At 72.8% G+C, this 14198-nt stretch carries 14 protein-coding genes; 10 read left to right on the forward strand and 4 right to left on the reverse strand.

The genetic code is table 11. From position 1 onward, the window contains the following. Positions 1-32 precede the first annotated feature (32 nt). From ABZ454_RS06485 to ABZ454_RS06510, 6 genes are all read left to right on the forward strand, one after another. Positions 33-1925, forward strand: coding sequence for an iron ABC transporter permease (locus ABZ454_RS06485; RefSeq protein WP_359536336.1), 1893 nt, complete (start codon positions 33-35; stop codon positions 1923-1925). A 4-nt stretch (positions 1926-1929) separates the two neighbouring features. Further along, complete coding sequence (locus ABZ454_RS06490) at positions 1930-3087, forward strand: ABC transporter ATP-binding protein (protein WP_359536337.1); 1158 nt, start codon at positions 1930-1932, stop codon at positions 3085-3087. Then, positions 3075-3878, forward strand: a complete 804-nt coding sequence (locus ABZ454_RS06495; RefSeq protein ID WP_359536338.1) for an HAD family hydrolase — start codon at positions 3075-3077, stop codon at positions 3876-3878. Before ABZ454_RS06490 ends, ABZ454_RS06495 begins: the two co-directional genes overlap by 13 nt. Next, positions 3868-4668 carry an HAD family hydrolase gene (locus tag ABZ454_RS06500; RefSeq protein ID WP_356313383.1) on the forward strand — a complete coding sequence of 267 codons (801 nt, stop codon included), beginning with the start codon at positions 3868-3870 and terminating at the stop codon, positions 4666-4668. The genes ABZ454_RS06495 and ABZ454_RS06500 overlap by 11 nt, the downstream gene beginning before the upstream one ends. A gap of 121 nt (positions 4669-4789) precedes the next feature. Further along, entirely contained in the window at positions 4790-5617 is an 828-nt protein-coding gene (locus ABZ454_RS06505; RefSeq protein WP_359536339.1) for an inositol monophosphatase family protein, read from the forward strand. Beyond that, a complete protein-coding gene (locus tag ABZ454_RS06510) occupies positions 5614-6453 on the forward strand; it encodes an HAD hydrolase family protein (RefSeq protein ID WP_359536340.1) in 840 nt (279 codons plus the stop codon). Before ABZ454_RS06505 ends, ABZ454_RS06510 begins: the two co-directional genes overlap by 4 nt. 261 nt (positions 6454-6714) lie before the next feature. Here ABZ454_RS06510 and eno read toward each other — a convergent pair whose 3' ends face one another. Then, the gene (eno, locus tag ABZ454_RS06515) at positions 6715-8022 is read right to left on the reverse strand and encodes a phosphopyruvate hydratase (protein WP_359536341.1); all 1308 of its coding nucleotides are present in this window, start codon (positions 8020-8022) and stop codon (positions 6715-6717) included. A gap of 170 nt (positions 8023-8192) precedes the next feature. Here eno and ABZ454_RS06520 point away from each other — a divergent pair, with 170 nt between their 5' ends. Continuing rightward, the gene (locus tag ABZ454_RS06520; protein WP_356313397.1) at positions 8193-8615 is read left to right on the forward strand and encodes a MarR family transcriptional regulator; all 423 of its coding nucleotides are present in this window, start codon (positions 8193-8195) and stop codon (positions 8613-8615) included. Between the two features lie 50 nt (positions 8616-8665). Here the strand turns inward: ABZ454_RS06520 and ABZ454_RS06525 are convergent, their stop codons facing one another. Next, the gene (locus ABZ454_RS06525) at positions 8666-9553 is read right to left on the reverse strand and encodes a LysR family transcriptional regulator (protein WP_359536342.1); all 888 of its coding nucleotides are present in this window, start codon (positions 9551-9553) and stop codon (positions 8666-8668) included. Positions 9554-9723: 170 nt separating this feature from the next. Between ABZ454_RS06525 and ABZ454_RS06530 the strand changes: the two genes are divergently transcribed. After that, a complete protein-coding gene (locus ABZ454_RS06530; protein ID WP_359536343.1) occupies positions 9724-10896 on the forward strand; it encodes an alpha/beta hydrolase in 1173 nt (390 codons plus the stop codon). 53 nt (positions 10897-10949) lie between these two features. Here ABZ454_RS06530 and ABZ454_RS06535 read toward each other — a convergent pair whose 3' ends face one another. Continuing rightward, the gene (locus ABZ454_RS06535) at positions 10950-12149 is read right to left on the reverse strand and encodes a serine/threonine-protein kinase (protein WP_359536344.1); all 1200 of its coding nucleotides are present in this window, start codon (positions 12147-12149) and stop codon (positions 10950-10952) included. A gap of 280 nt (positions 12150-12429) precedes the next feature. Between ABZ454_RS06535 and ABZ454_RS06540 the strand changes: the two genes are divergently transcribed. After that, the gene (locus ABZ454_RS06540) at positions 12430-12981 is read left to right on the forward strand and encodes a hypothetical protein (RefSeq protein WP_359536345.1); all 552 of its coding nucleotides are present in this window, start codon (positions 12430-12432) and stop codon (positions 12979-12981) included. A gap of 221 nt (positions 12982-13202) precedes the next feature. Continuing rightward, complete coding sequence (locus ABZ454_RS06545; RefSeq protein ID WP_359536346.1) at positions 13203-13643, forward strand: hypothetical protein; 441 nt, start codon at positions 13203-13205, stop codon at positions 13641-13643. A gap of 27 nt (positions 13644-13670) precedes the next feature. On the opposite strand, the gene ABZ454_RS06550 is transcribed toward ABZ454_RS06545, so the two are convergent. Then, positions 13671-14174, reverse strand: coding sequence for a GNAT family N-acetyltransferase (locus ABZ454_RS06550; protein ID WP_359536347.1), 504 nt, complete (start codon positions 14172-14174; stop codon positions 13671-13673). Positions 14175-14198 lie beyond the last annotated feature (24 nt).

The raw sequence follows: 14198 nt of genomic DNA on the forward strand, positions 1-14198 counted from the left end.
GCCGGACCCCGCACCCTTACTGGAGAACGCCCATGGCCGTGGCCGATCCCGACTCCGCCCGAGCAGCCGATCCGCCCCGTTCCGACCGCGCCCCCGCCCGGGGAGGCGGACCGGCCGGGAAACGCGGAACAGGGCGGCTGAACCGACTGCGCTACCGCCTGAACGTGCTGCGCCACGAACCGACCTACCTGGTCGGGGGCGTGCTCGTCCTGCTGCTCGCCTACCTCGTGGTGGCGCCGCTGGTCGCGGTGCTCTCCGACGCCGCACGGGTCCAGGCCGGTGACGACGGGAAGTCGGGGCAGTCGGTCGGAGCGCTCACCGGGTACTACCTGTGGCGCGTCTTCCGCTCCCCGGTCAGCGACATCCTCTTCTGGGAGCCGCTGCGGCACACCGTGGTCGTCGCCCTCGGCGTCACCCTGCTCGCGGTGCTCCTCGGCGGCACCGCCGCCTGGCTGCTCACCCGTACCGACATACCGGGCCGCAAGTGGCTGTCCACCGCCCTGGTCGTCCCCTACATGCTGCCGTCCTGGACGTTCGCACTGGCCTGGCTGGCGCTGTTCAAGAACGACAGCTCGGGCGGCCAGATCGGCCTGCTGGAGGCCTGGGGCGTCCACACCCCCGACTGGCTCGCCTACGGCGCCGTACCGATCATCATCTGTCTCGGGCTGCACTACTACCCCTTCGTCCTCCTGCTGCTCGGCAACGCGCTGCGGCGCATCGACAGCCAGCTGGAGGACTCCGCACGCGTCCTCGGGGCGAGGCGCCGCACCGTGCTGGGGCGGATCACGCTGCCGCTGATGCTGCCCTCCCTGTCCTCGTCCGTGCTGCTGGTCTTCGGCCGCATCCTGGGCACCTTCGGCACGCCGTACATTCTCGGGCTGCCGGTCAACTACGAGTTGCTGTCCACCTCGCTGTTCCGCGCCGTCCACGACCACCAGCAGGGCGTGACCGCCGTGCTCGCCGGCGTCATCGTGGCGATCGGCATCGTCGTGATCATCATCGACACCCGGCTGGTGCGCGAACAGCGCCGGTTCGTGACCGTCGGCGGCAAGGGCGCGATGGACCGGATCAGCCCCCTCGGCCGCTGGCGGCCGGCGGCGACGGCCGTCGCGCTGGGCATCCTCGCCGTGGGTGTCGTGGTCCCCGTCGCCACCCTGGCGCTGTCCACGATCAGCAAGACCCCCGGCGTGTTCAGCCTCGACAACTTCACGCTCAAGTACTGGATCGGCGAACACATCGCCGGCGCCCCCGGCTTCCCGCACGGGGTGCTGCGCGGCACCCAGCTGTGGGACGCCGCGTGGAACAGCCTGCGCATCGTCGGGCTGGCCTCGCTGATCTGCGGGGCCGTCGGACTGCTCATCGGTTACGTCGTGGTGCGCTCGGGCGCCGGCAGGATGGGCACCGCGCTGAGACAGATCAGCTTCCTGCCCTACATGGTCCCCGGCATCGCCTTCGCCGCCGCGTTCCTGACCCTGTTCGCCGTCCGACGAGGGCCCGTCCCGGCCCTGTACGGCTCGATCACCCTGCTCGTCATCGTGCTCGCGGTGACCCACCTCCCGTACTCCTCACGGTCGGGCATCAGCGCCATGATGCAGCTCGGCCCCGAACCGGAGGAGGCCGCCCAGGTGACGGGCGCCGGCTGGTTCACCCGCATGCGCAAGGTGGTCATCCCCATCCAGCGCGGGGCGCTGGTGACCGGGGTGGTGCTCCCCTTCATCTCCGGGCTCAAGGAACTCAGCATCGTGATCATGCTGACCACCACGGGCACCCAGCTGCTCACCACGCTCTCCATCAACCTCGTGGACTACGCCTACGACCAGATGGCCAACGCGGTGGTGCTCGTCATCTCGCTGATCTCCTTCCTCGCCACGTACCTGACCCAACGCCTGACCAGGACCAACCTGTCCTCGGGACTCGGAGGCTGACGCCATGCCCACCATTGCGCTCACCGCGGTGCGGAAGAGCTACGGCTCCCATCCCCCCGCCATCGACAATCTCGACCTGGAGATACCCGACGGGTCCTTCACCTGCCTGCTCGGCCCCTCCGGCTGCGGAAAGACCACGACGCTCCGCATGATCGCCGGCCTGGAGCACCTCGACGCGGGCTCCATCGAGGTCGGCGGGCGGGTCCGCGACAGCGTGGAGAGCGGCGTGTTCGTGCCCCCCGAGGAGCGCGACATGGGGCTGGTCTTCCAGAACTACGCCCTGTGGCCGCACCTGACGGTGGCCAGGAACGTCGAGTTCGGTCTGCGGGTGCGCAAGGTGCGGGCCGCCGAGCGGGCCGAACGCACCATGAAGGCCCTGAAGATGATGCAGATCGACTGGGCCGCCGACCGCTACCCCGCCCAGCTCTCCGGTGGCCAGCAGCAGCGCGTCTCCCTGGCCCGGGCCCTGGTCACCGACCCCGAAGTGCTGCTGCTGGACGAGCCGTTGTCCAACCTCGACGCCCAGCTCCGCCTGGAGATGCGGGCCGAGCTCAAGCGGCTCCACGACGAGACCGGCCACACCATCGTCTTCGTCACCCACGACCAGCTGGAGGCCATGACGATGGCCACCCACGTGGTCGTGATGAACAAGGGCGAGGTGCAGCAGCTCGCCCCGCCGCTGGAGGTCTACCACCACCCGGCCAACACCTTCGTGGCCCAGTTCGTCGGCAGCCCCCCGATGAACCTCTTCGACGTCGGGACCGATGACGACGGCCCGTACCGCGGGGCCGTCCACGACCGGGTCGTGGCCGAACGCGGCGAGCTGAACGGCGCGTTGCGCACGGTGGGCATCCGGCCGGAGTCGATCCGGATGTCCGCCCGCGCCTCGGCCGCCGGCCCGTCGCCGGACGGGGTGCTGGGGTTCGAGGCCACCGTCACCACCGTGCTGCCGACCGGGTCCAGCACCACGGTGTCGCTGGACGCGGCGGACACCGAGCTGTACCTGGTGTCCTTCCTGCCGGTGAGCGCGGTCCCCGGCGAGACCGTCCGCTGCTCGGTGGACCTGACCGACCTGCACCTGTTCGACGGCGCCCAGGCCCGGCTTCCGGACTTCGCCGCCACCCGGCCCAGCAAGGAGAACACCGCACCGTGGACCAGCTGATCCGCCCCGCAGCCCTGCTGCTCGACTTCGGTGGAGTCGTCGTCGCCACCACCAACCGCCCCTCCTGGACGGGGGAACTGGCGGCCGAACTGCACCACGACCTCGTGGCCGCGGGCTGCCACGACCTGACGCACGACGACATCGTCTGCGACCTCAAGGCCGCGGCCGCCGCCGACTCGCACTGGAAGAACGCCATGTCCCGGCCGGCCGCGCCCGTCGAGATGACCGCCCACCGCTACTGGACGGAGTTCGTCGCCGCCGACTGGCCCCCGGCCGCCCGCGCCTTCGTCACCGCCCACGCCCTGACGCTGTGCCACCGGCAGGGCGAGCTGCGCCAGGACCGCGAGACCCGGCCCGGCATCGACGGACTGCTGGACGCCGCCGACCGGTACGGGCTGCCGGTCGCCGTCGTCTCCAACGCCCTGAGCGGCTCCGTGCACCGCGACTACCTGCGGAACACCGGCCTGGACAAGCGGTTCGCCCTCCAGGTCTACAGCGACGAGGCGGGCGTCCGTAAGCCCAACCCGGAGATGATCCACCTCGCGGCCCGCGCCCTCGACGTCCCGGCCTCCCGCACCTGGTACGTCGGTGACAACTTCGACCGCGACGTGCTGTGCGGGCGCCGGGCCGGCGTCGGCGCGAGCGTCCTGATGGAGGCGCGCGGCACCTACGAGCGCCCGTACGTGGTCAGGGTCCGGCCCGACGCCGTGGTCGCCGACCCGTACGCGCTCCGCGACCTGCTGGTCGCCGCGTGCGCGCGGCCGGGCACGGGAGCCGACGGTGCGGCGTAGGGCCGGGGGGCGGGGCGGCCCGCCGCGCGCCCTGCTCCTGGACCACGGCGGCGTCCTCGTCCGGTCGGTCAAGCACCCCGAGCGGCTGCCCGCGTTCGCCGACCGCGTGCTCGCCCTCGCCGGCGGCCTGACCGGCCTGACCCGGGAACGGGTGCTCCACGACATCCGGGCCGGCCGGGCCGCCTACGGCGACTGGAAGAACGGCAACGCCCGCTCCGCAGCTCCCCGCGAGGTCACCCACCGCGAGCTGTGGGCCGAGTTCATCGCCGCCGACTGGCCCGGGCCGGCCCGCGCGGCCGTGACGGCCGAGGCGACCGGGCTCTGCCGCGCCCTGGTGCTGGCCGAGAGCGACAAGACACCGGACCCCGCCATGGCCGAGGTGCTGCGGCTGTGCCGGGAGCACGACGTCCGTACCGGCGTGGTCAGCAACACCCTGGTCGGCGCGCTCAACCGGGAGGCGGCACAGGCCGGCGGCATCGCGCCCTACCTCGGCGTGCAGGCCTACTCGGACGAGACCGGACTGCGCAAACCGGGCCCGCACCTGCTCCTGCTGGCCGCCCAGGCCCTGAGCACGGACCCGGCGGACTGCTGGTACGTGGGCGACAACTACGACCGCGACGTGGTGTGCGGGCGGCGGGCGGGGGTCGGACGCACGGTGCTGATGCGCCCCGAGGACCGCCTCGACCCCACCGCCCGTCCGCAGCCCGACGCGGTCGTCCATGACGGCGACGGACTGCTGGAGCTGCTCCGTACCGCCCTGACCGGGGCCGGCCGGAGCGCACCCGCATGACCGGCGGCGCAGACCGCGTACCCGGCCGGCGGAGCACCCGGCCCCGGGAGCGGACACCGTCCCGCCCGGGGCGAACCCGCATGAACGAGAGCGACCACATGGCCGACCGAGGGGCACACGCATGAACGAGACCGAGGAACTCTCCGCCCACCTGCGCACCGTGGCGGTGGAGGCCGCGCTCGCGGTCTCACCCGACCTGCGGACGGCGTTCCGCGGCCGGATGGACGTGGAGTTCAAACGCGACGAGCACGACCCCGTCACCGAGCACGACCGGCGGGCCGAGGAACGCATCCGGCACGCCCTGCTGGGCAAGGTGCCCGACAGCACGGTCATCGGGGAGGAGGGCGGCCGCCGGGACGGAGGCGGACGGATCTCCTGGTACGTCGACCCGATCGACGGCACCGCGAACTTCGCTCACGGACTGGCGTTCTTCTGCACCGCGATCGGCGCCGTCCTCGACGGCCGCCCGGTGGCCGCCGCCGTGGTGGACCCGATCGCGGGCCACGTCTTCTCGGCCGACCTCACCGGCGCCTGGCTGGGCGAGCGGCCGCTCGTATCGGCCGGCACGACGCAGGAGGGCCGCGCCCTGCTGATCACCGGATTCCCCAACAGCAGGGAGCTCGCCGCCGGCGACCCCGAGTCCCCGGTACGGTTCGCCGGCCTCGTCTCCCGTTACGGCACCGTCCGCCGCACCGGCAGCGCCGCACTCACCCTCGCCCATGTGGCCGCGGGATGGTGCGACGCGGCCCTGGGCACGACCGTCAACGCGTGGGACGTCTGCGCCGCCCAGTTGCTCGTCGGACAGGCGGGCGGAACCTACGTGCCGTTCGGCGGCGCCCCGGGCTGGGACCAGCCGTGCTACCTGGCCCACACCCGCGACCTGGAGCCCACCGCCCTGCGCGAGTTCACCGCCTGGTACACCGCCCGGGCCGCCGGGACGGACCGGTGACCGCCCCCGGGGAGGCCGGGGCCCGCCGTGGCGCCGGGCCCCGCCACGCCTGGATCGTCACCGACCTGGACGGCACCCTCGTCGACCGGGACCTCGGCCTCGTCCCCCGCAGCGTCGAGGCGCTTAGCCGCTACCGGGCACGCGGCGGCACGGTCTTCATCGCCACCGGCCGCAACGAGGAGTCGGCCACCCCGTACCACCGGGAACTCGGCCTGGACACGCCGATGATCCTCTACAACGGGGCCCGCATCACCGACCCCCTGACCGGCGAACGCCTGCTGGACCTGGACCTGGGTGCGGTCTGGCCCCCGCTGCGGGACCTGGTCCTGCCCGCCCTCCCCGAGGGCGTGGGCGCGGTCGGCTTCAGCGGCGGCGACGCCCACGTCCTGCGCGACGCACCCGTCCTGGCCGACTACGCCCGCCGCGACCGCATCGTCCTGCTCGGCGATCCGCCGCTGGACCGGCCGCCCACCAAGGTGATGCTGATCTCCGACGGCCAGGCCCCGGACCGGCCGGCCGAACTCGTGACCGTCCACTGCCCGGACGCCCTGCTCGTCCGGTCCGAGGACACCTACCTGGAGGTGCTGCCGCCCGGCGCGGGCAAGGAGGCCGCGCTGCGCGTCCTGGCCGGCCGCTACGGCATGGACATCGCCCGGATAGCGGCGATCGGCGACAACCCCAACGACACCGGCATGGTGCGCCTGGCGGGCCTCGGCGCGGCGGTCGGCGACGGCCACCCCCAGGTCCTGAAGGCGGCGGACATCGTGGTCGCGCCCTGCTCCGAGGGAGCGGTGGCCGACCTCGTCGAACGCATCCTCGACGGACCACTGCCGTGAACCCGCTGAGCCCGGACGGGCCGGTCAGCCGGGCGGGCCGGTCAGCCGGACCGGGCGGGCGCGGGTCCGGGCAGAGCCGCGCGGCGGTGCGCTGTCGAAGGTGAGGGAGGCGCCCGGCAGCCGCACGCGCGGCGCCCCGGCCCCGGACCGCGCCCACACCACTGCGCACCGCGGTCGCGGCGGGCGCCGCGCGGAACGGACCGCCGCGCGGGCCCCCGCCCCCGATCGGCGGGCCCGCGCGGTCCTGCTTCCGCCGGTCGTTCACGCCTGGCGGATCGCGGAGCGGCCTGCGTAGCGGGCCGAGTCGCCCAGTTCCTCCTCGATCCGGATCAGCTGGTTGTACTTGGCCGTGCGGTCGGAGCGGGAGAGCGAGCCGGTCTTGATCTGGCCGCAGCCGGTCGCGACCGCCAGGTCGGCGATGGTGGTGTCCTCCGTCTCGCCCGAGCGGTGCGACATGACGGCCGTCCAGCCCGCCCGGTGGGCCGTGGTCACCGCGGTCAGCGCCTCGGTCAGGGTCCCGATCTGGTTCACCTTGACCAGGACCGAATTGCCGACGCCGGTGAGGATGCCCTCGCGCAGCAGCGTCTCGTTGGTGCAGAACACGTCGTCGCCGGTGAGCTGGCAGCGGTCGCCGACGCGGGCGGTCAGCTCACGCCAGCCGTCCAGGTCGTCCTCCGCCATCGGGTCCTCGATGGAGACGACGGGGTAGGCGTCGATGAGCTTGATCAGGTAGTCGGCGTGCTCGGAGGGGGTGCGCCGGACCCCCTCGCCCGCGTAGTCGTACACCCCGTCGCGGAAGAACTCCGACGTCGCCGGGTCCATGACCAGGCCGATGTCCGCGCCGGGGCGGTAGCCGGTGCGCTCGATGGCGGCCATCACGAAGTCGAGCGCCTCCTCGGCGGTGCGCAGCGCGGGTGCGAAGCCGCCTTCGTCGCCGACGCCCGTGGAGTGCCCGGCGGTCAGCAGATCGCGGCGCAGGGTGTGGAAGACCTCGCTGCCCATACGGACGGCTTCGGCGAAGGTGTCCGCGCCGACGGGCGCGATCATGAACTCCTGGAAGTCCAGCGGATTGTCCGCGTGGGCGCCGCCGTTGACGATGTTCATCATCGGCAGCGGCAGGAGGTGGGCGTCCGCGCCGCCGAGGTAGCGGTAGAGCGGCTCGCGGTGAGCCGCCGCGGCGGCCTTGGCGGCGGCGAGGGAGACGCCGAGGATCGCGTTGGCGCCGAGCCGGGACTTCGTGGCGGTGCCGTCGAGGGCGACCAGTGCGGCGTCCAGGCCCGCCTGGTCGACCGTGTCCCGGCCGCGTACGGAGGCCGCGATCTCCCCGTTGACGTGCGCCACCGCGCGGTCGACGCCCTTGCCGTGCCAGCGCGCGGCGTCCCCGTCGCGTAGTTCCACGGCCTCCCGGGCCCCGGTGGAAGCGCCGGAGGGGACGGCCGCGCGCCCCAGGGACCCGTCCCCCAGGACGACATCGACCTCGACGGTGGGGTTGCCCCGGCTGTCGATGATCCGGCGGGCGGTGACGGTCTCGATGGTGGTGTGGAGGGTCCCGGCTGCCTGTGCGGACATGGGAGTTCCTTCTCGTCGTCGTGTGCCGTGGCCCCGGCTGCGACAGCGCTGGCGCTGAGCCCGACGAGGCAAACCCTACAGCAATGCTGATCAGTTTTGCTGTACAGCTCTGCTGTGCAGCCTCGCTGCACAGATCGGCTGCGCAGCTGACCAGCGGGGTAAAGTGCCCTATGCCCACCCCGGAAGCCGCCGCCATCGCCGCCGAACTGCGTACCGCGATGGGCAAGCTCACCCGACGTGTCAAGCACGAGGACCGCATCCCGCTGGGCCAGGTCGCCGTACTCGGGGCACTCGACCGCGACGGCGCCATGACCACCAGCGACCTCGCCGCCGATCAGCGCGTGCGCCCGCAGTCGATGGCCAGGGCGGTGGGGCTGCTCATGGAACAGAACCTGGTCACGCGCCGCGCGCACCCCACGGACGGCCGCAAATCACTGGTCGAACTCTCGGACGCGGGCCGGGCCGCACTCCAGGCGGAGCGCGGCCGCAGGGCGGGCTGGCTCGCCCAGGCCATCGACGCCGAACTCAGCGACGAGGAGCGGGAGTTGCTGGCACGGAGCGCCGCCCTGCTGGAACGGCTCGCCACCCGCTGACCGACGTCCGGGGAGCGGCGCCGACGGTGCGGCGACGCGACGCACACGTCCTACGCCACCGGGCGATCCGCATCGACGGACGCTCCGACGAAGGCACGCACGAGTGGTCCCTCGTCGGCGCTACGCCATACGAAGGCCCACCGGCAGGGCGTTGCGTCCCGGATCGGGACGAAGGCCAGGCTCGGCCAGGTGTAGAAGTCGGCCACCTCGGCCGTGACCCCGGCGGCCGCCTGGCCCGACGAGACGACGCTGAGCGTCTCCTGCCAGGTGGAGACCTGCGGGCCACGGCGAACGGGACGGCCGGAGGGGGTGTGCCGGGGATTGAAGACGTGCTCCATGGCCGTGGGGATCGACCGGCCTTCGACCACGGTGCAGTCGCCGAGATCCTCCAGGCAGATCGACTCCCGCGACGCGAAGGGGTGAGCGGCGGAGGTCATCAGCAGCACGGCGGAGGTGTGCGCCGTCGGGCTGACGGACAGGCCGGGCTCGTCGACCGGAAGCCACAGGTGCGCCACGTCCAGGTCGCCCGATGTGAGCAGGTCCAGCGGGGAGGCGGGCTGGATCTCGCGGTGCTGGAGACGGACCTCCGGATGGCGGGACCGGAAGAGATCGAGCGTGTCCCTGATCTGCAGCGAGTACGGGCCGAGCGTGCCGAGGGTGAGCGTGCCCGAGGCGCCCTCGGCGGCGGCCTGCGCCGTAGCGATCCCCCGCATGATCTGCTGGTATCCCCCCTTGAGCGCGTGGTACAGCTCCTCGCCGAGAGGGGAGAGGCGAACAGTACGGGTGGTGCGGTAGAACAGGGCCCCGCCGATGCGCCGTTCCTGCTTCTTGATCGATTGGCTGACGCGGGCCGGGCTGATGCGCAGCCGCTCGGCCGTACGGCTGAAGTGCAGTTCCTCCGCCAGTGTCAGGAAGATCTCGATCTCTCGCATCTCCATGCGCGCGCCCCGGATTCTTTATCTCAGAGTTAAAAGACGTTATCAGGACCGTCGTTGATGCGGCATACGGCCGGCGGGAAGACTGTGGGGCACCGGAGGAGCGACTCGCTGTCAGCGACGCCGCGCCGGCACGCCGGGGGAATCCAGGCAGAGGTGACGGGGGCAGCGACATGACCATGCCGATGGGGTACGTGGGGACGACGGCGTTCCTCGCCTGGTGCACGTTCTTCGCCGTGGTGGCGCCCCGCCGGCCCCAGCCGCTGGCGCGGTTGAGCTTCTGGTCCGGCATGGTCCTCAACGAGGTGCCGTTCCTCGGCATCCTCGCGCTGACCGCCTCCACGGCCCTGGCGGCCGCCCAGGGCGACCTGGGTTCGGCGGGAGCCAAGGCGACGGTCGTGGTGGCCGCGGTCACCGCGCTCGGCCTGGCCGTCGCCGCCCGGCGGGGACTGCACACGGACCAGGTGGTCGGGCGCGCCCTCGACGAGGGGCTCGGGACCGGCTGGCGGGACCGCGTGCGCGTACCGCTGCGCCGCCACCGGCCCTGGCTCCGCATCCTGCTGCTCCCGGCCTTCGTGCGACGGCGGGGCGTGGAGCGGATTCCCGACATCCGGTACGGGGACGCCGGACGCCGCAACCTCCTCGACGTCTACCGCCGCCGCGACGCGCCGCAGAACGCCCCGGTCCTGATCCACTTCCACGGCGGCGGCTACCGGAGCGGACGGAAGAACCGCGAGGCGCGGCCCCTGCTGTACCGGCTCGCCGGCCAGGGGTGGGTGTGCGTCAGCGCCAACTACCGGCTGTACCCCGAGACTTCCTTCCCCGGTCATCAGATCGACGCCAAGAAGGTCATCGCCTGGGCCCGCGAACACGCCGTCGCGTACGGCGCCGATCCGTCGAGGCTGTTCGTGGCGGGCAGCTCCGCCGGCGCCAACATGGCGGGTCTGTGCGCGCTCACACCGAACGACCCGGCGTTCCAGCCCGGGTTCGAGTCGGCCGACACCTCGGTCACCGCGGCGATCTGTCTCTACGGCTACTACGGCCACTACTTCGGCGCCCCGCCCAACGAGCCGCCGCCCCCGCCGCAGCCCCAGGGCTACATCCATCCTGGTGCGCCGCCGTTCCTCATCGCACACGGCACCAAGGACGCGCTGGGGACCGTCGAGGGCGCCCGGCACTTCGTCGCCGAACTGCGCAAGGCCTCGGCCCATGCCGTCGTCTACGCCGAACTTCCGGGCGGGCAGCACTCGTTCGACGTCTACCACTCCGCGCGCTTCGATGCGGTCGTGGACGGCGTCGAGGCCTTCGCCGCCTGGGTCCTGACCGCTCCCCAGCGCACGCCCTGACCCCCCGGCCACGGCCCGGCGCAGGGCCGTCGCACCCTCCGGACGGCCGGCGGCTACCGGTAGTACTCCAGGATCAACGGCAGGTCCTCCAGCCATTCCTGGAGGCGGGCCCGCTTGCGGGCGGCGAGCAGGCACGGATACACGGTGCCGTCGTGGAGCCGGACGACGACCCTGAGGTGCTTGGGGCCCTCGGCCGCGTACTCGACCGTGCCGATCTGGGCCCAGGTGAACCGCAAGTCGCCCATCGGCGTGCCGAGTTCGACCCCGACGGCGTCGATCAGGAGGGAGCTGTCCGAGGCGACGGCCACGAACGCGATGTCGCTCGCCCCGGCGGGCGCCCCGTATCCCGCCGGGGCGGACACGGTCGGCGCCTGGTGCGGCAGGACGGCGTTGGACGGCGCGTAGGCAGGCAGCGGCGGAGCCGCCCGCGTCGGCGAGTACGGTACGGCGTCGCCCGGCACGAACAGGTCCAGCAAGCCCTCCGGGGTCGGGCGTCGGCCGGGCTCCTTGGCCAGGCACGCCGCCACGACCGGCCGCAGCCCCTCCGGCACCGCCGCCAGATCCGGCGCCTCGTGCACCGACCGGTACATCAGGCCCATCGGTGTGCCCGCCCCGAACGCGCTGCCGCCCGCCGCCGCGACGAGCACCGCCCCGAGCGCGAAGACGTCGGCGGCCCCGCTGACCTCCTGCCCCTGCGCCTGCTCGGGCGCCAGGAACCCCGGCGTCCCGAACGCCATGCCGGTGGCCGTCAGACGGGTCGACTCCAGCGCCCGCGCGATGCCGAAGTCCAGGACCCTGGGCCCGTCCGCGGCCATGATGATGTTCCCGGGCTTCAGGTCACGGTGGACCAGGCCGCACCCGTGGATCGCCGCGAGCGCCTCGGCGAGCGCCGCGCCCAGCTGCCGCAGCCGCGCCTCGCCCATCGGCCCCTCGGCCGCGACCAGCGCGGCCAGCGTGGGGCCGGGAACGTACGCCGTGGCCAGCCACGGCGCGGCCGCCGCCGGGTCCGCGTCGACCACCGGCGCCGTGTGGAAGCCGCCCACGCTGCGTGCGGCCTCGACCTCGGCCCGGAACCGCTCACGGAAGTGCGGGTCGGTCGCGAGCTCCGCGCGCGCCACCTTCACGGCCACCGCACGCCCGCCGCGGGAGCGCGCCAGATAGACGACGCCCATCCCCCCGGCGCCCAGCTCCCGCTCCACGACGTATCCGCCGATGCGTTCCGGAAGGCCCGCGCCGTCCGCCCCGTACTCCATGCGCTGTGCGCCTCCCCCTGTGGCTCCGGCGCATCAGTATGACGTAGGTGTGGTGGGCAGGAGGTACGGGACCGCAGGCCCGAACAGGCGGCCTCGGGTGGAGTGGCTCGGGGTGCCCCACGCTCCCCGTCCACGGCATCCCCGCACATTCAGTAGTGGGCGCCCGGCTCTCCCGTTGGCGGAGCAGCCAGGCGTCAGGGCCGACGCTGTCCCTCCCCCGTGGCACACTCCTCTCCTGCTCGCGGGGCGCACGGCCCCTGCGGCTCGGGAGGGTACGACTGTGCGCAGGACGAAGTGGGCCGCTGTGGCCGTAGCGGTCATCGCGCTCGGAGCTGCAGGCTGCGGCACGAGCGACGCGGGCACCGAGGGGGCCGTCACCCCGATATCGACGCCGCCCCGGCCCAAGGGCACCGGGCCGCTCACGAAAGACATCGTGCGCAGCGACGTCACGGCCTCGGCCGCCGAGGCGGGCATTCCTGCGAACGCACCTGACTGGGGCAGCGGGTACGAAGATGCCCCCGCCGACTCGCCACGATCGTGCGCCGTCAGCTTCAAAGGATTCGGAACCGAGGCCACGCCGGTCGATGTCCCTCGCCACAAGGCGGCGGTCAACGAGCTGCGCAAGCGCGACTGGCAGGAAACCCGGACAGAGACGGAACGCAACGACCGGGGCGACAGGGCGATCCACACACGCCGGACGGTCCTCAAGCAGCGCGGCTGGACCTTGGTCGCCACGTACCAAACCTTCGACAAGAACGGTGAGATCAGCCTGACGGCTTTCGAGGACGCCTGCATGAAGGCGAAGGGCGCCGCCCCCGACCCGGTGCGCTGACCCGGCCCTGACCTCGCCCCCTTCGGTCGGGGCCGGCCCTCGCCCACCCTGACGTACGTGCTCGAAGAAGTTGTTCTCCAACGTCCGATCGGTGGTTCGGCTTCGGAGGTAGCCGCCTCCCCCGCCACCATCCACATCCGCGACTCCCAGAACCTCCAGGCCCCTCGCCGCGCACCTTTCCCCGGCGGCACTCGCCCCTCCCTCGCAGAGATGACGCAGACGTGATCGCAGACCTGATCGCCTTGGCGCTCGACCAGCTGATCCCGGATCTCCCCGGGAAGCGACGCCGGGAACGAGCCCGCGAACGCGCGTTCGCGGACGGTGGCGAAGTGACCTTCGAGGCCTACCTCCTGGGCGACCGGCCCTACTGCCGACCGGTCCCCGTCTTCCTCTCCGCGTCCCGGACCACACTGCACGTCTCGCCCACCGAGGTGAAGGAGCTCCGGCGCAGGGCCCTGCCGACCGAGCACCTCGTGATCGTCCGGATCCGCCGCCGGTCCCGCACGGATCCACGGAGCATCCCTCCGTCCTGGCAGCTCGCCGAGTGCCGCGACGGGCAGGCCGACCTCCTGGTCGCGTGCGCGCCCGCGCACATGCGCTACGTGGCCCTGGCTCTCGGCGCGCAGACGTCCGACTCGCCCTCCCGCGCCCCCGCCGGCTGAGTCACGCGGATGGCGTGCGCGCCCCCGTCAGGGCAACGCGAGGGTGAGCCAGACCACTTCGCCGCTGTCCTCCGTGGAGACGTGATCCCGCTCGAACCCGAGCTTCTCCAGGACGCGGAGCGACGGCGTGTTCCACGTGGCGACGGTCGACCAGAGCCGTTTGCGCCCCGTCGCGACAGCCGCGTCGAGCACGGCCCCGGCCGCCTCGGTGGCGTAGCCACGGCCATGCGCGCGCCGGAACAGCTCGTACGCGATCTCGGGCTCCTCCACGGTGGAGCGGCCGGTGATCAACCCGCAGTAGCCGATGAAGTCGCCTTCGTCCCGGCGCTGGACGGGCAGGAGCGCGAACCCCGTGGTCGCCGTTTCGGTGAGCAGCTTCCTGATGACCGTCCGGGTGTATTCGACCGTGGGCGCGTCCTTGCCCCGTTCGGCGACGAGCTCGCTGAGCTCAGCGGCGTCCGACTCGGCCCACGGCCGCAGGATCAGCCGCTCGGTCTCCAGGTGGTACGACATCGTCTTGTACGTAGACATGCCCCCACTCTGCCCGCCGCACCG

The organism is Streptomyces sp. NPDC005803 (genome assembly GCF_040630435.1).
Classification (GTDB): domain Bacteria; phylum Actinomycetota; class Actinomycetes; order Streptomycetales; family Streptomycetaceae; genus Streptomyces.